Source organism: Balneolaceae bacterium (assembly GCA_034521445.1).
GTDB lineage: Bacteria > Bacteroidota > Rhodothermia > Balneolales > Balneolaceae > JAXHMM01.
This window is the reverse complement of record JAXHMM010000003.1, coordinates 535,314-558,869: the sequence shown is the minus strand read 5'-3', so window position 1 is coordinate 558,869 and position 23,556 is coordinate 535,314. Positions and strand designations below refer to the sequence as shown.

Sequence of the window (23,556 nt, the reverse complement as noted above, 5' to 3'; positions counted from 1 at the left end):
ACACAGCACAGCACAACCGACCACCACCCATACATGGACATCAAAGAGTTCAAACCGTCCAGCATCGCCATCAACAACCGCACCAGCGTCTACCTGCTGACGGTGCTCATCACCCTCATCGGGGTCTTCTCCTACATGACCCTGCCCAAGGAGCAGTACCCCGAGGTGGAGATCCCCATCTTCAACGTGGTCACCGTCTACGCGGGCGCCTCCCCGGCCGACATGGAAAACCTGGTCACCCGCCCCATCGAGCAGGAGCTGCAGGGCATCGACCAGGTGGACGTGATCCGGAGCGTCTCCAAGCAGGCCACCTCCATCATCACCATCGAATTCGAAACCAGCAAGGAGAAACTGGTCGCCCAGCAGGAGGTGAACGATGCGGTGGAGGCCGCGCGCAACGAGCTCCCCACGCTGCTCACCCAGGAGCCGGAGGTCACCGACGTCAACCTGGACGACCAGCCCATCATGAACATCAACCTCTCCGGCAACTACGACCTGGTGCGGCTCAAAAGCTTCGCCGACGAGATCCAGGACGCTGTGGAGAGCCAGTCAGGCATCAACGAGGTGGAAATTGTGGGCGCCCTGGAGCGCGAAATCCAGATCAACGTGGACCTGCACAAGATGCAGGCCGCCAACGTCACCTTTAACCAGATCCGCGAGGCCGTAGCCGGCAAGAATGTCACCATTTCGGGCGGCAACCTCGACGTGGGCGACAAGGAGCGCGCGGTGCGGGTAGACGGGGAGGTTACCGACGCTTCCGACCTCAGCGAGGTCACCCTCACCAACACCCTGGGCCGCGACGTCTACCTGAAAGACATCGCCGAGATCCGCAACGGCTTCGCCGACCGCGAGAGCTATGCGCGCCTCGGTGGGGAGACCGTCATCACCCTGAACGTGATCAAACAGGGCGGCGCCAACCTCATCGAAACCTCCGAGCAGACCCGCGCCACTGTAGAGGAGCTGCGCGAGGGCAGCTTCCCCGATGGACTGGAGGTCACCTACACCGGCGACCGTTCCGACGACACCCGCGAGAGCGTGGCCAACCTCTTCAACACCGTGGTACTGGGCTTTTTCTTCGTGGTGCTGGTGCTCATGTTCATCATGGGCGTCGAAAACGCCATCTACGTGGGACTCGCCATCCCCCTCTCCTCGCTGATCGCCTTCGCCCTCATGCCGGCCATGGACTTCAGCATCAACATCGTGGTGCTCTTTGCGCTGATTCTCGGGCTCGGCATCGTGGTGGACAACGCCATCGTGATCGTGGAGAATATCTACCGATATATCAACACCACGGACATGGACAAATACGAGGCGGCCAAGAAAGCCTCGGGGGAGATCGCCCTTCCGGTGATCACCGGCACCCTCACCACCGTAGCACCCTTCATTCCCCTGCTCTTCTGGGGCGGCATCATCGGGCGCTTTATGATCTACCTGCCCATCACCATGATTGTCACGCTGCTCGCCTCGCTGGTGGTGGCGCTGATCATGAACCCCGTCTTTGCGGTCAGCTTCATGGAGTCCGGGGACGGCAAGGGCTCGGAAGGCTACGGCATGACCGACGGGGATGCGGCGGAGGCCGGCGCGCCTGACGGCTCCGGCGACAGCGCATCCGGCGGCTCGTCCGAAAGCGCATCCGGCGCCTCGTCCGACAGTGCGCCCGGCTTCACGCGGGGCCTCGCCATAGGCGGCGGCATTTTCGTGGTGCTGGGCACGATCTTCCACCTGCTGGGCCTCACCATCGTGGGCAACCTGATACTCTTTCTCTTCGCCCTCTACCTGCTGGAACGCTTCGCTCTCAAGCCCATGATCCTGGGTTTCAACCGCAGCGTACTCCCCTGGATACAGCGGCGGTACCGCGCCACCATCTCCTTTGTATTGGAGGGGAACCGCCCCTGGTACACGCTGGGAGGCACCGTATTGGGACTCATCGGGAGCGTGGTGCTGCTGGGCATCGCCTCCCCCGACGTGGTCTTCTTTCCCGGCAACGAACCCAATTCGGTCTACATCTACAACACCATGCCTTCGGGCACCGACCTGGACGTCACCAACGAGGTCACCCGCACCATCGAGGACCGGGTCTACGAGGTGATCGGACGCGACAACCCCGTGGTGAAATCGGTGATCTCCAACGTGGCTGTCGGGGCCTCCGCGCCCAACGATATGGACCAGACCCCCAGTCCCAACAAGAGCCGGGTGGCCATCTCCTTTGTGGATTACCAGAACCGCGGCGGGGTCTCCACCCAGCGCATCCTGGAGGATATCCGCGCCAACATGAAAGGCATCCCTGGGGCCGAGATCGTGGTCGAGCAGGAGCAGTCGGGCCCCTCCACCGGCAAACCCATCAACATCGAGGTGTCGGGCGACAACTTCGAGCAGCTGATCAGCCTGGCCACCCGCTTCCGCGAGTATATCGAGTCGCAGGACATCCCCGGCATCGAGCAGCTCAAGTCGGACCTGCAGGCCAACAACCCCGAAATCGTAGTGGACATCGACGGGGTGAAGGCCAACAGCTACGGTATTTCCCACGCCCAGGTGGGTAACCAGATCCGCACTGCCCTGCTGGGCGAGCCGGTCTCCACCTTCCGGGAGCAGGAGGAAGAATACGACATTACCCTGCGGCTGCAGGAGGAGTTCCGCTCCAACATCACCGACCTCATGAATATGCGCGTGCCCTCGCCCCAGGGACTGGTGCCCATCTCGGCGGTGGCCGACGCGCGCTTCGAGTCGAGTTATGGCTCCATCAACCGCATCGACCTTCAGCGCGTGATCACCATCTCCTCCAATGTACTGGAGGGCTACAACGCCAATGAGATCAATGGGCAGATTCGTGAGGCCCTGCAGGATTTTCAGGTGCCCGACGGGTACGAGGTTTCGCTGACCGGCGAACAGGAGGAGCAGGCCGAAACCGCCAACTTTCTGATGATGGCGCTGTTATCGGCCGTGGGATTAATTTTCCTGGTGCTGGTCTCCCAGTTCAACTCCATCGGCAAGCCGCTGATCATCATGTCGCAGGTAGTCTTCAGCCTGATTGGGGTGTTCATCGGCTTCGCCACCTTCGGCATGGACATCTCGGTGGTGCTCACGGGGATGGGGATTATTGCCGTGGCCGGCATTGTGGTCAAGAACGGCATTATACTCATTGACTATACGGACATCCTGCGGAGGGAAGGCCTCGACCTGCGGGAGGCGGTCATCGAGGGCGGGGCCGTACGCCTGAACCCGGTGATCCTGACCGCCGCCTCAACCATACTGGGACTCATTCCGCTGGCGATCGGACTGAATATCGATTTCTACGGGCTCTTTGCCAGTCTGGACCCGAATATTTACTTCGGCGGCGACAGCGCCTCCTTCTGGGGACCCCTGGCCTGGACCATTATTTACGGGCTCGCCTTCGCCACCTTTCTGACGCTGGTGCTGGTGCCCTCCATGTACTACCTCGGTGTGAGGGTTAAGGAGAAGGTGCGCGGCTGGAGGGAGCGGATGGCAGCCTGACGCTGTTTGGGCGGCTGAGCGCGGCTGGCTGAGCGCGGTTTCCGCCTCAGCCGGAGCTGGCTGGGGCTACTTGGGCGGCGCTGCCAGACCGCCCCTATTTTGTGTCCCGCTTATTGTTGTACTCCTCGATAGTCTCCTCCAGCTTTTCAGAGACAAATTGGTGAAATGCGTGCATTTCCCGCAGGCGGGAGGTGTCTACGGCGTTCTGCCCCGCGTCCTTGCCGGTATTTTCTCCTGCAGCTTCTCCAGCTCTATCTGAATCGCCTTTGCTGCGCCCCTCCTCCCCTTCCAGCCACTCGCCCGCCATGTCACGCAGCGTATGGGCAAATTTCAGACGATGCTCCATCACCCGGCTCCAGGCATTCTCAGCCAGACGGAAATAGACCTGCCGCTCCCCCTGCTTGCGCGTTTTTACGATGAGGCCCGACTGAAGCAGCCTGCGCGTCATGGTGCTGATGGAACCCTTGCTGACCTGCAGGTGCTCCACAAGCTGTGAAAAGGACTGCTCCGGCGGGTCGCAGACCAGCAGCCAACCCAGAATCTGACCGCTGATGCGCGGTTCTCCCGCCTCCTCGAATATAACACTGATCTTCTCGGTGAAGGCGATTTTACGGCTATAGCTGACGTCTTGGGGGTCGGCCATTCGGATAAGTCCGTTTGAGGTTTAAGGCGATTCGGGCAGTGCTTGGCGTTCCGGCAGTAACTGGCGATCCATCGGTGCGCGGCGTGCCAGCAGTACCCGGCGCTCCATCGGTGCCTGGCGTTCCGGCAGTACCTGGCGTGCCAGCAGCATCGGTGCCTGGCGTTCCGGCATTTCACGCCTTCTGGGATAAACATAGGTAATGGCGGCCATTTATTCGAGTACCGGTGGCAAACGCGCTGAATACAGGCATCCAACCTTTATAGCCCCCTCACGGCCCAAAAACCACCCCTCATATTTGTGAATTTTTCACAAAAAGCATTTTGCCAAAAGCCTTCCAGATTGCCTCAGAGTGATTTCAACAATCTGTATTTGTGAAAAAATCACAAATCCAGACCAACGTTTTTGGGCCGATATGAGGCATGGGGTGACCAGCGGCGACCCCAGCCAGACACCCTAGAACTGCACATTGACGTCTAAAAAGAATACCCTTCCCGGCTCCGGAATCTGCATGCCGGTGAAAGGATTCTTGGCGTTCAGATGATTTACGTAGTTCTCGTCCAGCACATTCTTCACGCCCGCCTGCACGGAGACCCGCTCCCAGAAGGTGTAGCCTGCCTGCAGATCGGCGGTCATGTAACCATCCGTGGACGTTTCGCCGCGGGTGACCGCCACACGGTCCTGCTCGCCGACCAGGTGCAACGTCCCTTCCACAAAGAGAGGACGTTCATCCCCCTCGTAACGCAGGCCCAGATCCGCGCCGGGAGGCGCCACGCCAAGGGCTGGCTCATCCAATTCGGTATCCTCGCCCCACAGGTAGTGCACGCCCGTCTTCAGGCGCCATTCGGGCGCCAGGCGGTACACCGTACTCAGATCGAAGCCGTGAAATTGTGCCGAGCCGTTCACGTAGCGATAGACGGTGGAGGGACTCAGCGGGAGGCGCTTGGGCAGCTCTGTAGGCTCCAGGGTGATGTAATCGTCCATGCGGCGCACAAAAGCGTTAAGCGAGAGCGTCCACGCAGCGAACTCTCCCTCCAGCCATAGATCGGCCTGCAGGCTGCGCTCGGGATCCAGTTCGGGATTGCCTACAAATTCCGCGCTGGTTTGTGCCTTGCTGGCAGGAATGCGGTCGGAATAGCGCTCGGTGGCGTCGGCCGTACGTGTCACGCTGCCGGCACCCAATCCCAACGACCAGTGGTCGCCCAACAGGTAGTTCAGCGTGGCTGAGGCGCTCATGCTCGTCTCCGAGGAGGCAAGATCGCCCGATACATTGTCGCGAAAAAAAGTGCTCACCGTGTCGGCATCAGCCGACACCAGGTCAAGACGCACCGTACCCGTGGCGCTCAGCCGGTCGCTGAAGGTGTGTGTCGCCCGCGTAAAAATACCCACGTCGTTAATGGTAGCCTGTGGCCACATGAAATCGGTGAACATCAGCATGCCGTTGTCGCGGCGGCTAATGTACCGGGTGGCCTCGCGATAGGCGCTATAGAAATCACCGCCCGCCTCCAGGTGCCAGTCACCGGCAGGATCCAATTCCGCCGCCAGGCGCCCTCCAACCACCTTCGCCTGGGCATCCACCTCCACATCCAGGCCGAAGGGCGGCATGCGTCCCGGTGCAGGCTGGGCGGTCGGTTTATCGTCGTTGTCCATGCCATGATCCACCTGGTTCAGGTAGAGCTTGGCGTTCACGGCAGAAACCAGGCCCTCCTCTGGACGCAGCTCCCAGTCGGCCGCCAGGTTGTAGGCGTCAAAATAGTCAGCATCCAGCAACCGCCCGGGGTAGTCGATGTTCTCCTGATTCTGGTAGCCGGCCGAGAGGGTCAGCCAGGAGTTCTCCCCGGTGCCGTAACCCGCCTTGCCACGGATCTCACGGGAGAGGTAGTCAGCCGGCACGCTCACGCCGTCGCCGGTCGTGTAGTCGCTGCCCGTGCGCCAGGCGCCGCTCAGCAAATAGCCGAAATCGCCGGCATCACCGGGATTCATGCGTCCGGATCCCCCCGCATCCAGCCTTCCCTGCACCGAAAAAGATTCTTCAAAGGTGTTGAAATTGGAGTCGTAGCCACTGCTGACGTTGCCACCGAAGGATCGGTTCAGGGTGCGCAGCTGCTGCGTCTGTACGCGGATGGCGCTCATGTTACCGGCGCCCCAGGTGAGGGCGTAGGGACCCTTGACTACCTCTATAGACGAAATGGTGGAGGGATCGAGGTGACTCAGGGGCGAGTCCATCCGTGCAGGTCCCCCGGGAAAAATACGCGTGCCGTCCAGGTAGGTGCCCACCTCGGTCTCGCGCAGCCCGCGCACCACCGGATCGAGGCCCACAGGGCCGCGCCGCACGGCTCCCACCCCGCTCACGCTGCGCAGAAGTTCGCCGGAATCGCGGGGATTCGCCTCGCGCACATCCGACTGCTCCATGGTGGCGTCCACTTCCAGGTTGGGGCTGAGAGCGGTCACGCGGATGCCCTCCATCATGAAGGATGAGGGCTCCAGGTTGATCTGCATCTCCAGGGTCTGGCCGGGTTGCAGGGTGACCGTCTCCACCCGCTCTCGATAACCGATATAGGTAAAACGCACCTCGTGAGTGCCCGGTGGCACCGAGCTGAGGGAGAAGCGTCCATCCACATCTGTGGAGGCGCCCAGATTGGTGCCGAGCACCAGCACGTTGGCGCCGACCAGCGCGCGGCGCTCCTGCCCTTCGGCGCCGCCGGTAATGACGCCGCGGAGGGCGGCACGCTCCTGGGCATGGAGGGCTTGAGGCGCAAGGGCCGTCAGTATGATTGCAAGGACAAATAGAATCGAGAAGGTAGATTTGTACATAAATTCATGCAGTTATGAAAGGCGGACCACGCCGCCGGGTGCTGCCTGGCAATAAGGCACGCAAATGCGGCGACGTACGGGGCGCACGAAATGAGCCCGCCGATGGGTTATATCGATAAGGTTTGGCCGGATGAACCGATCACCGGAAAGGGAACTTCGATCGTATCAGGCCGCCTTGGGAGGAGGGAAAACGGGCTCGCCGTACCAGAGGGTCTGCATGCGTTCCAGGTGGGATCTGAAACGGGATTCCTTGCGCTCGCGGTCAGCTGAAGGCTGCTCTTCGTCGCTGTAGAAAAGCTGGAGGCGCTTGTCGGTTTGTGGCGCTGGAGCCTGAGGCGCGTCCTCGCTGTGGTCATTGTGCTGCTTGCGCACCTTATCGTGGAGCTGACAGTAGCCCTCACACTCCACGTCGGGATTGAAACGATTCACGCAGAGCTCGGTCACGATATATTCGTAGTTGGCGTAGTACCAGAGATAAGGCAGTGTGAACTGCGCCAGCGCGCCCAGGAGGCATGCCACAAGTAGTATGGAGATGACCTTACGCAACACAGTTCCCAATGTAGGGAAGTTCCCCCGGTAATAAAAAACTGACAGGCCTTCGCGGACGCCGTGATTTTCACATTATTCCCTTATGTAAGGAGACACCTGACACCACCCCTCAAAACCGCCAAAAAACCACCCCTCATAATTGTGAATTTTTCACAAAAAGTATTTTGCCAAAAGCCTTACAGATTGTCTGACAGTGATTTCAACAATCTGTATTTGTGAAAAAATCACAAATACAGACCAACGTTTTTGGGCCGATATGAGGCATGGGGTAACCCGTACCGAATCGCCGCGCAATCCAACGGCCGCCCGAACGGCAATTGGCCCCGCGATATTCCTGTAATCCCCTTATGTTTACAGGTTATCCGCAGCAATCAACCCCCGGCGGCGCCCATGCCCGTAACCCACGAACGATGCACCCTTTGTGAGCTCCCCCTCCCCGACCCGCCTGTTACGGCATCGGATACAGAGGGTGCCTTCTGCTGCCAGGGCTGCCTGCAGGTCCATCGGCTGCTGCAGGATCTGGACGAGGGGGAGGCACGCCAGGTTCGCGACGAGGCGGCCGCACGCCGGGAAACAGGCACTCCAGCTGGAAACGTAGCTGGCACCGCCGCCGGAACTGCCGCCGGTACCGCCGCAGAACACACCTCCGAAACCCTCTTCCTGCACGTAGAGGGCATGCATTGCGCCACCTGCGAATCCTTCCTGGGCGCCCTCGCCATGCGGCAGACCGGCGTTCGCTCCTGCGAGGCCAGCTACGCCTCGGAGATGGCCCGCGTGCGCTACGACCCGCGGCAAACCGATCCCACCGAGGTGGCCTCAGCCCTCAGCCGCATGGGCTACCGGGCCCGGCCGGCGGGGCGCCAACGGCCGGCGGGGCAACAATATGCGGCGGGACAACGTCCAGCGGAGCACCAGCCTCCAACGGGGCAACAACAGCCGGCAAGGGAACATCCGCCTGCCGACCACGACCAGCCGCCCGCGGACACAACAGACGCAGCTGCCGCGGAGCCCGACGACCAGTCCGCGCGCCTGGCCATAGGAGGCTTCTTCGGCATCATGGGACTCCTCCTCTACGCTCTCTTCCTCTACCCTGTCTACCTGGGCGGCGAGGGCATCGTCAGCCTGCGTCCCATGGAGAGCCGCTTCATCATCGCCAACATCTTTGTAATGACCACCTTCGTGCTGGCCTACACCGGCTTCCCCATTCTGCGCGGCGCCTGGGTCTCCCTCTCGGTGGGCCAGCCCAATATGGACCTGCTTGTAAGCATTGCGGCCTGCAGCGCATGGTTCTACAGCACCGGCGTGCTGCTGTCGGGCGGCGGGGAGGTCTACTTCGACGTCACCATGGCGGTCGTGCTGGTGGTCACCCTGGGAAACCGTTACGAGCGGCGCATCCGCCGCAGCCGCAACAGCATTCTCGACGAGCTCACCCAAAGGGGCGCCGACCACGCCCGTGTGCGGCGAAACGGCACGAGCTAAGGCTCGCGAGCGACAGCATGCGAGCACGGCTCCGGGCTACGCACCCTCGGGAAGTGCATCCCGCCGTGGTGGTGCTGGCCGGGGAGCGCATTCCGGTGGATGGCACCGTGATCGAAGGCGAGGGCGTGGTCGACGAGGCGCTCATCACCGGCGAATCCCTCCCCGTCACCAAAAGGGAGGGCGACAGGGTTTCCAGCGGGACCGTGCTCACCCAGAACCGCCTCGAAATCGACACCGGCGAGACCGTACGCAGCACCCTGGACGCCCTCCTGCGCATGATGTGGGACATCCAGAGCAGTCGCCCGGGCCGGCAGCGACTGGCCGACCGCATCGCCTCCTGGTTTGTGCCCGGCGTGCTGCTGCTGGGCGCCGTCACCTTTCTGGTCGGCTGGCTCGGAGGTGCTCCGGCCTCCGCCTCCCTCCTGTCGGCCCTGGCCGTGCTCATCGTCTCCTGCCCCTGCGCGCTGGGACTGGCCACGCCGCTGGCCCTGGCCTCGGGCATGCGCGAGGCGCTGCGCCGTAACATCATCTTCAAGACCGGTGCGCTCTTTGAGGAGGAGGGCGAGGCCGACATTGTGGCCTTCGACAAGACGGGCACCCTCACGGGCGGCAGGATGGAGCTGCTGGACGCCGGCGATGACCCCCGCGCCCTGACCCTCGCCGCCGCCGTGGAGCGCTACTCCACGCATCCGGTAGGACGGGCTGTGGCTGCTGCCCTGCCCGCCGCGGTCACGGGCGCCACAAACCCCACAAACCTCCCCGTGACCGACCTGCGAACCACATCCACCGGCATCTCAGGCACGGTGGACGGTAAGCTGGTGCATGTGGGCCAGCCCGAATGGATACAGGAGCTGGGTTTTGCCCTGAGTACCTCGCAGCAGCATGCGGTGGAGGACGCCCGGGGTGCCGGACAGGTGCCGGTTGCGGTGGCGTATGAAGATCAGCGGGATGACCCGGAACCGGCCGCCCGCGCCGTGCTGGTCGTGGGCGACCGCATGCGGGAGGATGCGCCCGAGGCCGTGGCCCACGCCTCCAGGCTGCCGGCAAGAAAGTGGCTGTCATCACCGGCGACAGCGAGCGCGCTTCCCGCCGGTTGGCCGACGCCCTGCAACCTGATTTCCTCTTCAGCGGAGCGCGTCCGGAGTCAAAAACCGAAATCCTGCGTAAACTGAAGAAATTCGGCACCGTGGCCATGATCGGCGACGGCAGCAACGACGCCCCTGCCCTGGCGGAAGCCGACTACGGCATCGCCTTCGGGGACCTTACCGCGGTGGCGGCCGAATCGGCCCAGGTGGTCATTCCCGAACCCCGCCTGGACCGCATCTTTTCGGTTTTCCGGGCCATCCGGCTCACGCGCCGCCGAATCCGCCAGAACCTGGCCTGGGCCTTTCTCTACAACGCTGTCTGCATTCCCCTGGCCGTGGCAGGCCTCATCAATCCCCTCTTTGCCGCCCTGGCCATGGCAGCCAGCAGCCTGCTGGTGGTCGGCAACTCCGCGCGCGGTATGAACCTGGATGATTAAGATCCGCTTGCCGAAGAGATGAAGGGAATGCATGGACGTGGTGCTACGTCACTACCATACCATGCACGAGGGCTGCGTGGACCACCACAGCCAAGTCCGGTTCCCTATTCAGAAGGCTCGTTTCTTGTGTCTTCCCAACGATCGGTTGAATTGTCTGAATATGTCCTTTCCTTTTCGCAGTAACCAAAGTGCCAAGCGAACCGGTAACTGCAACTCCCATTTCTTAGGCTGCTAGAGGTCCATGCGATTGTAATGTTTTGAACTACTGTATATCGAGGGTCACTTTCTTACCAAGGGCTTTGGCATACTTGGTAAGAGTGGAAAGCTTGATATCCTCCGCATGGTTTTCCATTCGGGATATAACCGATTTGGTGGTATTCAGTTTTTCCGCCACGTCGGCTTGCGTGATCCCAATATCCTCTCGGGCCTGACGCAGAATCACCCCGATTTTAAAATTGAGGTATCCTTCCTCAAAGTCCTCCGCAAACTCCGCGCTTTCTGCCTTCTTTTGGTCAATAAATATTTCCAGGTCGTCTTTTTTCATTGTCCTTTCCTCCGGTAATAATCCAGTTTTCGTTGTTCGGCCGTCTCGATTTCTTTAAGTACTGTGTTGGAACCTGATCCAATTCTCGAACCACTCGCATAGTCCAGGCAATCTTTTTTGACTGTTTGTCCGGAAGGGTTTTCAAGAAATCCTCCACAGGACAATTCCCGGACTGGGTTCAGTAGAATATGATAACGCGCATTCATCAAAGTTAGCATAAATGCGAACATTTGCAATTTAAAAATGGAGGAGGGTAAAGAGAGGGATGAGATTAGCTATTGAGAAACATATCAGCTCTTTTATAGAAATAGACTTTAGTACAGTTCCAACCCTTTAAACAAAAAAGCCCCCCCCTACTATTATCCTCTCCAACATCCTCCTGATGCTCTCCCGACACCCTTTCAATACCCCTCATCACCCTCACAGGGCCCTCCCAGGGCCAAAAAACTATCCCCCGAATTTGCGAAAAAATCACAAAAACGATTTCGCCTGATTGCTTCTCCATGCAGCAAGACAAGGTACCCTTCTCTACATCTGTGAAAAAATCACAAATTTGGAGGTGCAAAATACACCGCTTTTGGGGAGGGTCCACAGGTCACCAGCCAGATATCTTCAGCCAGGCTCCTCCAGCCTGGCCTCCCTCCGACAGGAAGTACACGTTGACAATAGACAGAAATGATGGTACTATAATCTAGTATTAAGACATAATACTCTTTATTCAGTAAATCCTTATTCACTATTCACTGAATAATCACGTTCAGTAAATTAATTTTCTCCTGCGATGAGTGCCACACTGAACCCCTTCTTCCGCCCGGACGGCATTGCGGTGATCGGCGCCTCGCGGGATCCCCACAAGCTGGGATACGGCGTGGTGCGCAACCTCAAGGAACACGGCTACCGGGAACCCGTTTACCCGGTCAATCCCACAGCGATGGAAATTCTGGGGCTCACCTGCTATTCCTCCCCTTCCGAAGTGCCGGACCCCGTAGAGCTGGCCATCGTCATTGTACCGGCCCCCGCGGTCTCCCGTACCCTGGAGCAGTGCGGGGAACGCGGCATACGTCATGCCGTGATCATCAGCGGGGGATTCAGCGAAACGGGCAAGGAAGGCGAGCAAAGGGAGGAAGAGCTGAAAAAGATCGCGCGCAAATGGGACATGCGCATCATCGGCCCGAACTGCATCGGCACCATCGACACCCACACCCCGGTGAACACCACCTTCGTAACCGGCATGCCGGAGACCGGTGACATCGGATTCTGCTCGCAGTCCGGCGCCATGGTGGCAGCCGTCATCGACTGGGCCCGGGGCGCCGGGGTAGGCTTCTCCCGCATTGCCAGCCTGGGCAACCAGGCGGACGTGAGCGAAACCGAAATCATGGAAGCCATGTGGCAGGACCGCCAGACCCGCGTCATTACCGCCTACATCGAGGGTGTGTCGGACGGACGGGCCTTCCTGCAGACCATGCGCCAAGCCTCCATGGACAAGCCGGTCGTGGCGCTGAAAGGCGGCCGCGGCGAAAGTGGCGCCCGCGCCGTGGCCTCCCACACCGGCGCCCTCGCCGGAAGCGCCGAAGCCTACGATGCGGCCTTTCGCAAATGCGGCATACAGCAGGCGGACAGCATGGAAGAGATGTTTGACCGGGCCCGCGCCCTTGCCTGGCAGCCGCTGCCGGCGGGAAGAAGGATAGCGGTGCTGACCAATGCCGGCGGGCCCGCCATCCTGGCGGTGGACGCCTTGGAGGCGGCAGGCCTGGAATTGGCACCCCTGAGCGACAGCACACGTGCATTTCTCCGGTCCCGGCTCCCCGGTGCCGCCAGCGTCGGCAATCCCGTGGACGTGCTCGCCGGATCGGGACCGGGCACCTACGCCCTGGCCCTGGACGCCCTGCTGAGCGACGACACGGTGGATGCGGTCGCGGTCATCCAGGCCCCGCAGGACTGGTTTCTGCCGGAGAGCCTGGCGGAGGTCATCGGGGAGGTGGCCGGCGTGCACGACAAGCCGGTGGTCGCCTCCATCATGGGCAAAGCGTCGGTTGACAAGGCCCTGGCCATGCTTCACAAACGGAGAATCCCCAACGTATCCTTCCCGGAGCGGCTGGCTTCGGTCATGTCGGCCCTGGCCGAGCGACGGGAATGGCTGGACCGGGTTCAGGACGCTCCCGAAGCACTCCCTGATATGCGCACCAACGCATCCCCGAAACCGGAGAGTGAGCGTCCCTCGCAAAAGCAGGCGGGGACGCCTTCCCCATCGCACGCAGAGACGCCTTCCCCATCGCACGCATCTTTCCCCGGCGAAGATAGCTGGCGAGCACTGCTGCAGGACTACGGCGTGGAACTTCCCCCCGAAAGGGAAGCCGGAAGCCCGGAACAGGCGGTCGAAGCGGCAGAGGAGATCGGCTGGCCGGTGGCCCTGAAACTGATGTCGGACGACGTCACCCATAAAACCGAAATGGGCGGGGTCAAACTGCACCTGGCAGACGGGCAGGCGCTTCAAGAGGCCTGGAACGAGCTGGAAACCTCCGCGGCGCGCAACGAGGTGGACATGAGGGGCGCCCTCGTGCAGAAAATGGCCGCCGAATGCCAGGAGGTCATCGTAGGTATCCGCCGGGATCCCCAATTTGGTCCCCTGGTGCTCTTCGGTACGGGGGGCACGGAAGTGGAGCTTCTGCGTGACGTGGCGACGGCCATCGCACCGCTCAGCGAGCGGGAGGCCGCCCGCCTGATCGACGCCACACTGGCCGGCCGCAGGATGCAGGGGTGGCGCGGCAAACCGGCCGCAGACCGCCGGGCCGTCATCCGGTGCCTGGTCGCCATGGGCAAGCTGGCGGCCGATCATCCCGAAATCGAGGAACTGGAAATTAATCCGCTCTGCGTCATGGCCGGGAACGGGGGAGCCTGGGCCGTGGACGTCAGGGGCAGCTGCGCAAGAATCTCTTCATCGTAATCTCTGACCCATACAGGACCCTTTCCATGAACGCTTCACCCCACACTTTTTCCATTCCCGTCATGGGAACCGGACACTCCATCGACTCTCCCATCCGCGTCGCCCACTACGGCATCGATTCGGTCATCTCCATCGTTGACGACCTGCTCGTGGAGCGCATCCGCAAGCACTACTGCCGGCAGGCCAGCCTCCCCTACGAAAACATCCCCCGAAAGGCCGAGGACGGACGGGCCCGACGCATCACGGCCTACCTGGATCTCGTCGGGCGACTGGTGAGCGAAAATTTCGAGCGCGTGAAAAGCCAGCCCTTTTTTGAAGAGAACGACAAGGCCACCTACTTCGAGATGCTTCCCGGCAGCAGCAGGCTCCGGCAGATGTACGACCGGATGATGTCCGGCGATGCGGGCCCCGCGAGGGACTCCCTGGCCTGCGAACTGACCCGCCTGATGCGGCCCGGGTCCATCGACGTGAACATCATGGCCAAGGTGGACGGGATGAACTACCGGAAGGACGGCACGCCGATGAGCGCGGAGTTCACCGACGCCAGCGCCGCGCTGCGTGGATACGCCCGAAGCGGACTCCGTTCCAGCCTGGTGCTTTCGGCGGGTTTCAATCCCCGCCTCTACAACTACCTGGAGGAGTTCCAGGATTTCTACCGGGACCGGGCCGGCGAGATCAAAAAACGCATCATCCTGAAAGTGTCGGACTTCCGGTCCGCCCTGATCCAGGGCATGTACCTAGCCAAAAAAGGGCTGGAAGTCTACGAATACCGTATCGAATCGGGGCTGAACTGCGGGGGACACGCCTTCCCTTCCGACGGGCACCTTCTGCCCGCCCTGCTTAAGGAATTCCGGGAACGAAGGGATCAGCTCATCTCCAAAGTCCGTCCCCTGGTAGAGGCATGGTACGAAAAAAACGACTCGTGGGATCCGAAATGGGAACATACCGAGCCGCGGTTGACCGTCCAGGGCGGCATCGGCACCGCGGGCGAGGCCCGCAGGCTGATGGAGGAATACGGCATGGACACCACCGGGTGGGGCAGCCCATTCCTGCTGGTCCCGGAGGCCACCACCGTCGACCGTCCCACGCGCCGGCTGCTGGAGAACGCGGGGGAGGAGGAGCTCTACCTGAGCGGGGTCTCCCCTCTCGGAGTGCCTTTCAACAACGTCCGCGACACCGGCTCCGAGGCGTGGCACCGCGAACGCATCGAAAAGGACAAGCCCGGGTCTCCCTGTCCCAAGGGCTTCCTGGAATCCAACACGGAATTCACCGAGAACCCCATCTGCACCGCCTCCACACAGTACCAGCTGCTCAAGCTCAACCAGATCGCCGAGTCCGAAATGGATGAAGACAGGAAGGCATCGCTGCGGGAGGAAGTCCTCGACAAGGCCTGCCTGTGCGACCACCTGGGCAACGGCGCCCTGATCGCGCTGGACATCCTGGAAGAGCACCGCGCGCCGCAGGCCATCTGCCCGGGTCCCAATATCGCCTGGTTCGACCGTCGCTACAGCCTGCGCGAGATGATCGACCACATCTACGGCCGCGGGGAATCCCTGGTGGCGAATGAGCGCCCGCACATGTTTGCCAAGGAGATGGCCATGTACGTGGATTACCTGGAGGAGCGAATTTCCCAGTGGGAGGAGGCCCGTGATTCGCAGGATGCGGTGGAGGCGGGAGCACCGGCGTCCGCGGACGGATCGGAGGGCGAACGCAAGAAACTCCTGGATTTCCTGTCCAACCTGCATTCCGGCATCGACTACGGTGAAGAGCTGGCAAACGGAATCAACTACGGAATGGAAAATCTCGCCTCCATCCGCGAGGTTGCAGACAGGCAGCGTAAACGGCTGCGCGAGCTCTCGCACCGGCTGGAAGGGGAGCCGGCTACGGCCTGACCTGTCGCTCCGCTCTCGACGAAAGAATTCGGAACTCCGCGTACCCATCAAGCTGTCATGAAAAACTATCTTCCCATCCTCGCCACGCTCATTCTCACCGCCCTGGCCGCCGCACTATTCCAGGCCTGCACCCCACGGGAGTCCGGCCGTTCAACCGGGCAGGGCGGGAAGGATGCCGCTGGACAGACTGACCGTGCTGCAGGTCAAGCCGAAAGCGCCGAAGGACAGGCTGAGCTCGGAACCGGGCAGGGTGAAAACGAAGCCGTGTAGGGCAAGCGGCCTGAAACCCTAATGCTGGTTCCCATGATGCAGCTGCTCCTCGAAGATGTGAAAACCCTCGACGAGGGCATCTACCTGGAGGATTATGGCCTGATGGCCGAAGGAGCCGGCGGCATCGCCGACCATCCCGTCATAACCGGCTGAGAAAAAGAGTTGGTCAATTCGCGTCCCCCTCCCACTCAAATCGCACATACAGTCGCTGTGGCAGGTCTCCGGGCGGGAAAGGCCGTCGCCAGCGGAACCGAAAAATCTCGGACGCGCGCGCGAGCGAGGCTGCACCCTCGACCATGTCCTCGCTAATGTCCGTGCGTGTCCGTGCGTGCCGCACCTTGGTTACAGTAAGAAGTACGTTGCAAGCCGGGTTCCAACCCCCCCCAATAATATCCTCCCCGACCCCCTCCTGATCCTCTCCCGAAACCCTTTCAATACCCCTCAATACCCTCCCAGGGCCCTCACAGGGCCCAAAAAACTATCCCCCGAATTTGTGAAAAAATCACAAAAACGATTTCACCTGATTGCTTCTCCATGCAGCAAGACAACGTGCCCCCCTCTGCATCTGTGAAAAAATCACAAATTTCGAGGTGCAAAATTCACCGCTTTGGGGGAGGGTCCCCTGGTCACTCATTCAACGGCCTGGTTCCTCATCGCTGGTTCCCGGAACGGGAAGAAGCGCCCTCCTGGTAACGCGTGGGGATATTCCCCAGGCTGAACTCGCGGCGAACCACGCGGAGGGAATCCTCGGCAATACCTGCGACCCCGGCGGCGCTGTCCCGCTCGGCCTCGGCACGTCCAGCAGCACCGACAACCGCGCCCCCCTCCCACTCAAATCGCACAAATACGCGCTGGGGCAAATCACCCGGCGGAAAAGCCCACCGCCAGAGAAACTGCTGAATCTCGGGCTGCCCCTGCACCCCTTCTCCCTCCAGCGGCCAGCGAAAAGGTCCTTTCCCTTCCAGCAGCTCGCCGCTTCGCAGCCGCAGGCTGTCCACAAAAAACCGGAATTGCACACCCTCGGATAAAACAGAAAGGCTGTCAGGCGCCAGGCTCAACGTAAACTGCCACTCCTCCGGGGCCACCATTATCATCTTCTCCTCCAGCCGCAGCACAGGCACATCGCCCTCAAAAGTCAGACGGTCGCCTGCGCCCAGCACGGACAGGCCGTCGGTCGCGGCAGCCGGGTCTTGGCTGCGCACCTCTGAGGCGGGGTCCTCCCCCTCAAACAGCCGAACCTGCACCAGGTTGAAGAGCGTCAAAACCTCCACCAGCACGGGAATGCCGATGCCGATAATCACCAGCCACTTGACCAGCCGCATGGTGTTATCAGAGCCGCCTGACTGGCCGGAACCTGGCTCACGCGAGCCGCCAGACTGGTCAGAGCCGCCAGACTGGCCGGAACCGCCGGCGCCCGCGCCGGATAAACCGTCCCTGTCACTCACGAGGGACGCGGCAGGAAGCCGGGTTCAAACACGCCGTCGGCTACCATCTCCCAGAGCGGGAAACTGTAGGCCAGCAGCACCAGGGCCACCGCAATGGCCACCCACAATTTAATATTATCAAGCACGGCGGGGGTGTGCTCGGGACCCGACAACGGCTCGGGAATGTGATCGTCCACCGGCCGGTCAGACTTCTCACCAGCCAGCCAGGTGCGGGCCACCACCCACAGAAACAGCAGCAGTGAAATGGTCAAAATGGTGCCGCCGATGGCGATCTGCCACTGCATTTCGGCCATGGTGCCGAACACCGGCTCGAAATCAAACTGCGTATACTGCGGCTCGGAGGTGCGGCGCGGCACCCCGGCCAGTCCCGCGCGGTGCATGGCGTTGGACATCAGCGTCATGCCCAGGAACCAGGCGTAGGGCTGAATCAATGCCAGCGTCTTGTCCTTGAGCTTGCGTCCGGTGAGCTGCGGCAGCAGCCAGTAGGTGACGGCCATGAAGGTCAGCGCCACCGCCGTACCCACGGTCAGGTGAAAGTGGCCCGGCACCCAAATCGTATTATGGATCAGCAGGTTGATGTTCATCGAGGCGTTGATCATCCCGCTGAAGCCGCCCGCGGCAAACATCACCCCGGCCAGGGCGCATCCCACAAACGCGGGCGAATCCCACGGCAACTTCTTGATCCACGCCAGCCTCCCCGTGCCCCCGCGCTGCCGCGCGCCGTGTTCCATGGAGGCGATCACCGTAAAGAAGGTGATCATGCTGGGCAGCAGCAAGAGCAGCGTGGTAGCCATGGCGTAAAACTTGAATGCCGTCGAGATGCCCGGATCCGCATACTGGTGATGATACCCCACCGGCGTGCTGAGAATGAGAAAAATGATAAACACCACGCGCGTCATGGAATCGCTGAACAGCCGCCCCCCGCTCAGCTTGGGCAGGATGGCGTACCAGACGTAGTAGGCAGGCAGCAGCCAGAAATAGACCACCGCGTGCCCGAAGTACCAGAAGAGCGTGCGCGGCAGCAGCGGCTCGATCTCCGTAACCCAGCCCAGCGACCAGGGAATAAGCAGTCCCACCACCTCAATGGCCACGCCGATGGTGCAGACGTACCACATGAGCATGGTGAACAGCGTCATGAAGGTGAGGATGGGGATGCGCTCGGAGGGATGGTCCTTCCTCCATTTCAGGTAGGAGCGGAACCAGTCGGCCCCCGCCATCCAGGTGCCCACGATCACCAGGGCCAGCCCGATGTAGAAGAGCGGGTGGGCCTGCAGGGGAGGGTAAAAGGTGTAGAGCACGGCGGCCCTGATCGAAGATCCCGGGACCAGTCCACCGAGAATGGCCACCGAAGTCATGGTGAGTCCCACCACCATCAGCCAGTACCAGCTCCAGGTATAGGCCATATTCTCAGGCTCGCGCTCCAGGCTGCGCGTCACGCCCCAGACAAACAGGCCCATGATGAAAAAGGTGGTAAACACGAGGGCCAGCAGCACGCCGTGGCCTGTCAGCAGGGTGTAGTACTCGGAAGAGTCAAAAAAGCCCCGGAAAACGTCCGTGCGGTGAAGGGCCTGGATAAAACCGAACAACCCGCCCAACAGGAGCGCAATAAACGCTACGAGAAAATTGGCCTTGGCCAGCTTGGCCGCCTTGGGATATCGTTGCAGAAAGTTCATTGTACGAGGTAGCTTTGGTCAAACTCGGATTTGGGAACCACGTTGATCGAGCCCTCCATAAAGTGGTGGGCCAGTCCGCAATACTCGTTGCAGACGATGCCGTAGCTGCGGACCTCTGGGAAGATGGTGGTGAATTTGGCAACCTGCCCCGGGATGGCCATGGTGTTCAGGTTGGTGCCCACCACATCGAAACCGTGCAGCACGTCGGGGCTGGTGATATAGAAGGTGATGCGCGTGTTGGCCGGCACCGTAATAGGCTGGCTGGTACCCGGCTGGAAGGCGAACTGAATGGTCTTGACGTAGACCTCGTACTCAGCATCGCTGCCCTCGGCGGCCTCGTAGACGCCGGGATTGCCGAAGCGTGTTTCGTTGATCCGGTCAGGGTCCAGGGTATTCTCCTTGTCGATCACCTTCAGTTCCATCACGGTAAAGCCGTAGACTACGGTGCCGATGAAGAAAGCGATGGCCACAAAGGAGAGATAGATCCAGAACTTCTCCAGTTTGTGTATGTGCATTTCGGTCGTTGGTTTGGTTTATCCGAGGATGGAGGGATCGTTGCCCGCGAACTCGAAGAAGTACATGAAAACCCACATGAGAATGACGATCACAAAGTAGATGAGCGCCAGCGTCAGGGTGCCCGTCGGCTGGAACTCCTCCATGGAGATTTCACGGACGATCTCGGGATCGCGGTTCTGGCGGCGGTCCGTGTCGCGGCTATCGGCGGTCTGGTCGCTGCCTCGGCCGCCGGTATCGCCGCTTGGCGTCGCGGCCTGCGGCGCGGTGTCACCTGCGCCGGCAGAGGATGCCGGTCGATCCCCGGATGGGTCGGAAGGCGTGGAACGGTCGTCGGTCATCAGCTTGTCCCTTGGTTAGTAAGCAATGCCGTCTGCCCTTTTTAGGTGCAAACGCCCCGTTGATTTTATATCATAAACTAAACAGTAGCCTCAAAAAGTCAAATAGTCAACCGGAAGCCCGACAACTATCAAGGCCAGCAAATGGAACACATTTTTGGCGTACGTGACGTAGGGGAAAGGGTGCAGGGAGTTGTGGGAATTTTCCCTACAGGCGAAGTAGCAATGGGCCGGGCCGTTCCGGTATCGGCTGGATTTCGCCTGCAAGCTGTCCGCCTCGGCCGGAGAGTCGCTCCTCCCGGTTCAGGCACCTTTCCCCTCCGCCGGGATGGAACTGCAAGTACAGGGGTGCTGATCATGGAATGGATCCTCGCCGGATTGACCTTTGGCTTCCTGGGCAGCTTCCACTGCGTAGGCATGTGCGGCCCCCTGGCCCTCGCCCTCCCCGGGGAGGCGCGCCGCGACGCGGCTTTTATCGGGGGACGCCTCCTATACAACGCCGGGCGCGTGTTCACCTATACGGCTTTGGGGATGGCGGCAGGACTGCTGAGCCGGGCTTTTTCGCTGGCCGGCCTGCAGCAGGGGTTGTCCATCGGCGCAGGCGCCCTCCTGCTGCTTGGACCCCTTCTTCCCGCCCTTCGACGGCAGGCCAACCGCTGGAAAGCCATGCCCGCCCGTTGGGTGTCGCGCGCTTCGCGACCCCTCAAAGAGCTCTTCCGGCACGAAAACCCTTTCTCTCTGTTGGCCATCGGACTGCTGAATGGGCTGCTTCCGTGCGGATTCGTCTATACGGCGCTGCTGGCTGCGGTTACGTTGGGCGACGCCCGGGCCGGGGCGGTGTTTATGCTGGGTTTTGGGCTGGGAACCGTTCCCGCCATGCTGGGGGTCAGCCTGGCCGGGGGACTGGTTCCGGTGGAGTTTCGCGAACGGGTGCAGCGATGGTCGCCCTGGTTCGTGGCGGCGGTGGGTGTGCTGCTGGTGCTTCGTGGACTCGGCCTGGGTATTCCGTTTTTGAGTCCGGTGTACTGAGGCTCGCGGTGACAGGGTGCATGCGACGGGCTGGGCAGGGCCTGTGACGTGTCGGGAGACAACGGACCACGCAGCCAATCGGCCGAGCAGCCAGATTGTACAGGAGTAGCACATGCCCCCCAGGAGCCTGAAAAGCATGGTCAATATTTGTGAATTTTTCACAAAGTAATCAGCTACCAACGGCCCCTGCGGGTTGTATAGCCCATGCGCGCTGTCCCTATTTGTGAAATTATCACAAATTCTGACCACCAAAATATGGCCGCATGAACACCCCCCCGTAGCAGCCACATCCCTGCTCCAATGCGTTCCCCAACCCACCCCTGACGGGTATGTCCCTACATCCGCACCCTACATCTCCCCTCCCGTTCGTACACCGATAATGCCTATTATTCCGAGAAACATACCCGGCATATCAACTGAAATCATGAAGGACCAACACAGCTATACGGTAGACCTGAACTGGCGGGAAGACCGCAGGGGCACCCTCAGCTCGCCCGAACTGAACGATCGCATCGAAGTGGCCACCCCGCCCGAGTTCGAGGGTGGCGAGCCCGGCATCTGGTCGCCCGAGCATCTCTTTGTCGCCTCGGTGAGCAGCTGCCTGATGACCACCTTCCTGGCCATGGCGGGATACGCCCGCCTCTCCTACAGTCATCTTGAAGTGCATGCCCGCGGCACCCTGGATAAGACGGAGGAGGGGTACATGATGACGGAAATCACCCTCTATCCCGCACTCACCATCGAACGCGAGCGCGACCGCGACAAAGCCGTCCGGCTGCTGGAAAAGGCCGAGAAAAACTGTCTCATCTCCCGTTCCGTCAAAACGCGCATCCGGCTGGAATGCGAGGTAACGGTGAGCGATCCCGTCTGGTGAGCGATCCCGTCTGGTGAGTGATCTCGTCTGGTGAACCCACCGGGGCGAGGCAGCCAGATATTCCAGACCAAGTCCCTTTTTCTACTTGCCCCAATTCCGGTATATTCCCCACTTTCAATCACCGGAATTACAAGAACCACTCCATGCGGCACCACCCCGAAGGCCTCATCTGCATCCACGGTCTGATCAGAACGATCGCTGCCTATAGCCTGACGTTTTCCCTGGCCGTTCTATTCGCAGCCCTGCTGGCTTTGCCGGCCCAGCAGGCAATCGCCCAGGACCTCGACCTCTCCGTGCAGACGCCTACCGGCGACAACAACCCCGCCACCTACGCCCTCGACAGCGGGGAGGTGAGCTTCATTGACGGCACCGTGCGCTTCCTCGCTACGGGCACCGAGATCAACAACGTGCAAGCCTGGGGCGTCTCCCCCGGCCTTTCGGTGGTGGCCATGGCGCAGGATGGCGGAACTACAAACAGAAACGCTGGCGCCGGCACCGGAGCTACCGCCGGAGGCACCCGCGCCCTGATCATGAACACAACCGGCGACACCCTGGCCAGCTACTCCCTGGGTTCCACCCCCGCAGGAGACGAATCCCTCGCCCTCTTCCCGGGCGACAACGGCTCGCTCTGGGTGCGCAGCAACATAAGCACCTTCACCGGCTACGACATCTTCGGCCGTTCCTCCCTTTCCCTCTCCGGAGGCAGCCAGGGATCGGGCGGCGCCACCATGCCGCATGTGGCCGCCGACCCTTCGGGCAGAACCCTCATGCTCTATACCACACAGATCAAGACAGAAAGCGGCAGCCTGGGATCAGGCGCCCAGCGGCTCGCCGTGAACGGGCAGCAGTCCGGCGGAGGCAGGCAACAACAGGGCGGGCAACAGCAGGGCGGGCAACAGCAGGGCAATATCACGCAGCCAGAATTCGAATCCATCTTCTACAGCCAGGACCGCACCATCATCTACGCCGACGTCTCCGACGACGGGCAGTTCATGGTGCTGGTCACCCGCGCGCAAGGCACCGACGACCGCGTGCACATCCTCGACCGCTACGGCAACACCATCGCAGCTGTAACCACCGACGAGGAGCTTGCCGGCGCCAACCTCTCGGGCAGCGCGGAATACCTGGTGGCATGGTCACCCGGACGCGCCATCGTCTATTCCACCCTCACCGGCGAGCGCGTGCGCAGCGCCAGCTTCGGCGACCCCCTCTACCACGCGCAGTACTTCCCGGAAGATAAAACCATTGTGGGACTCACCGGCAACTTCAGCGAGCGCGCAGGCATGCTCGGTAACGCAGGCTTTTACGCCATCGACCTGGGCGCCGGCAGCATTTCAAGCGCCGAGATGGGCACATCCCTGGGCTTCAGCGGTGACTTTCGCCCACAGTTCCGGCGCACAGGCGCCGGCCAATACCTGCTTCTGGGCGGCAGCCGGCAGGTATCCGTACGCACCTCGTTCTGAGCGAGAACCGTTGGCAGATGAGGCTATAGGTCGCGTTCTGAAAGAGTCCTGTTGGCGGGGTTAATACGGGAGGCA

At 61.2% G+C, this 23,556-nt stretch carries 19 protein-coding genes; 10 read left to right on the top strand and 9 right to left on the bottom strand.

Going from position 1 to position 23,556, the window contains the following annotated elements; translation table 11 throughout:
* The first annotated feature begins 33 nt into the window (after positions 1-33).
* On the top strand, positions 34-3,492 hold the full coding sequence (locus U5K31_03095; protein ID MDZ7771716.1) for an efflux RND transporter permease subunit: 3,459 nt from the start codon (positions 34-36) through the stop codon (positions 3,490-3,492).
* A 94-nt stretch (positions 3,493-3,586) separates the two neighbouring features.
* Here U5K31_03095 and U5K31_03090 read toward each other — a convergent pair whose 3' ends face one another.
* The 4 genes from U5K31_03090 to U5K31_03075 form a co-directional block, all read right to left on the bottom strand.
* Entirely contained in the window at positions 3,587-4,135 is a 549-nt protein-coding gene (locus U5K31_03090; protein ID MDZ7771715.1) for a MarR family transcriptional regulator, read from the bottom strand.
* Positions 4,136-4,156: 21 nt separating this feature from the next.
* Entirely contained in the window at positions 4,157-4,345 is a 189-nt protein-coding gene (locus tag U5K31_03085; GenBank protein ID MDZ7771714.1) for a hypothetical protein, read from the bottom strand.
* Positions 4,346-4,588: 243 nt separating this feature from the next.
* On the bottom strand, positions 4,589-6,946 hold the full coding sequence (locus U5K31_03080; protein MDZ7771713.1) for a TonB-dependent receptor: 2,358 nt from the start codon (positions 6,944-6,946) through the stop codon (positions 4,589-4,591).
* A gap of 165 nt (positions 6,947-7,111) precedes the next feature.
* Complete coding sequence (locus U5K31_03075; GenBank protein ID MDZ7771712.1) at positions 7,112-7,465, bottom strand: hypothetical protein; 354 nt, start codon at positions 7,463-7,465, stop codon at positions 7,112-7,114.
* Between the two features lie 420 nt (positions 7,466-7,885).
* On the opposite strand from U5K31_03075, the gene U5K31_03070 reads away from it, so the two are divergent.
* Genes U5K31_03070 through U5K31_03060 form a run of 3 tightly spaced genes read left to right on the top strand, consistent with a single transcriptional unit; the run spans position 7,886 to position 10,496 of the window.
* Positions 7,886-8,974 carry a cation transporter gene (locus tag U5K31_03070; protein ID MDZ7771711.1) on the top strand — a complete coding sequence of 363 codons (1,089 nt, stop codon included), beginning with the start codon at positions 7,886-7,888 and terminating at the stop codon, positions 8,972-8,974.
* Between the two features lie 17 nt (positions 8,975-8,991).
* Positions 8,992-10,146 (top strand): HAD-IC family P-type ATPase, encoded by a 1,155-nt coding sequence (locus U5K31_03065; protein MDZ7771710.1) that lies wholly within the window; start codon positions 8,992-8,994, stop codon positions 10,144-10,146.
* The gene (locus tag U5K31_03060) at positions 10,035-10,496 is read left to right on the top strand and encodes an HAD-IC family P-type ATPase (protein MDZ7771709.1); all 462 of its coding nucleotides are present in this window, start codon (positions 10,035-10,037) and stop codon (positions 10,494-10,496) included. Before U5K31_03065 ends, U5K31_03060 begins: the two co-directional genes overlap by 112 nt.
* A 262-nt stretch (positions 10,497-10,758) precedes the next feature.
* Here U5K31_03060 and U5K31_03055 read toward each other — a convergent pair whose 3' ends face one another.
* Positions 10,759-11,040, bottom strand: coding sequence for a helix-turn-helix transcriptional regulator (locus U5K31_03055; GenBank protein MDZ7771708.1), 282 nt, complete (start codon positions 11,038-11,040; stop codon positions 10,759-10,761).
* Between the two features lie 781 nt (positions 11,041-11,821).
* On the opposite strand from U5K31_03055, the gene U5K31_03050 reads away from it, so the two are divergent.
* From U5K31_03050 to U5K31_03040, 3 genes are read left to right on the top strand one after another with little or no spacing between them, the layout of a single operon-like run.
* Positions 11,822-13,984, top strand: coding sequence for an acetate--CoA ligase family protein (locus U5K31_03050; GenBank protein MDZ7771707.1), 2,163 nt, complete (start codon positions 11,822-11,824; stop codon positions 13,982-13,984).
* A gap of 26 nt (positions 13,985-14,010) precedes the next feature.
* Positions 14,011-15,876, top strand: coding sequence for a hypothetical protein (locus tag U5K31_03045; GenBank protein MDZ7771706.1), 1,866 nt, complete (start codon positions 14,011-14,013; stop codon positions 15,874-15,876).
* Positions 15,877-15,933: 57 nt separating this feature from the next.
* A complete protein-coding gene (locus tag U5K31_03040; protein ID MDZ7771705.1) occupies positions 15,934-16,146 on the top strand; it encodes a hypothetical protein in 213 nt (70 codons plus the stop codon).
* 650 nt (positions 16,147-16,796) lie between these two features.
* Here U5K31_03040 and U5K31_03035 read toward each other — a convergent pair.
* Genes U5K31_03035 through U5K31_03020 form a run of 4 tightly spaced genes read right to left on the bottom strand, consistent with a single transcriptional unit; the run spans position 16,797 to position 20,118 of the window.
* Positions 16,797-17,591: a hypothetical protein gene (locus U5K31_03035; GenBank protein MDZ7771704.1), complete on the bottom strand. Its 795-nt coding sequence runs from the start codon at positions 17,589-17,591 to the stop codon at positions 16,797-16,799.
* Positions 17,588-19,264, bottom strand: coding sequence for a b(o/a)3-type cytochrome-c oxidase subunit 1 (locus tag U5K31_03030; GenBank protein ID MDZ7771703.1), 1,677 nt, complete (start codon positions 19,262-19,264; stop codon positions 17,588-17,590). The genes U5K31_03035 and U5K31_03030 overlap by 4 nt, the downstream gene beginning before the upstream one ends.
* Entirely contained in the window at positions 19,261-19,779 is a 519-nt protein-coding gene (locus U5K31_03025) for a hypothetical protein (GenBank protein ID MDZ7771702.1), read from the bottom strand. The genes U5K31_03030 and U5K31_03025 overlap by 4 nt, the downstream gene beginning before the upstream one ends.
* Before the next feature lie 18 nt (positions 19,780-19,797).
* On the bottom strand, positions 19,798-20,118 hold the full coding sequence (locus U5K31_03020; GenBank protein MDZ7771701.1) for a hypothetical protein: 321 nt from the start codon (positions 20,116-20,118) through the stop codon (positions 19,798-19,800).
* A gap of 354 nt (positions 20,119-20,472) precedes the next feature.
* On the opposite strand from U5K31_03020, the gene U5K31_03015 reads away from it, so the two are divergent.
* The 3 genes from U5K31_03015 (at position 20,473) to U5K31_03005 (ending at position 23,481) form a co-directional block, all read left to right on the top strand.
* Positions 20,473-21,144: a sulfite exporter TauE/SafE family protein gene (locus U5K31_03015; protein ID MDZ7771700.1), complete on the top strand. Its 672-nt coding sequence runs from the start codon at positions 20,473-20,475 to the stop codon at positions 21,142-21,144.
* A gap of 424 nt (positions 21,145-21,568) precedes the next feature.
* Positions 21,569-22,018, top strand: coding sequence for an OsmC family protein (locus U5K31_03010; protein MDZ7771699.1), 450 nt, complete (start codon positions 21,569-21,571; stop codon positions 22,016-22,018).
* Positions 22,019-22,161: 143 nt separating this feature from the next.
* Positions 22,162-23,481, top strand: a complete 1,320-nt coding sequence (locus tag U5K31_03005; GenBank protein MDZ7771698.1) for a hypothetical protein — start codon at positions 22,162-22,164, stop codon at positions 23,479-23,481.
* Positions 23,482-23,556: the final 75 nt, after the last annotated feature.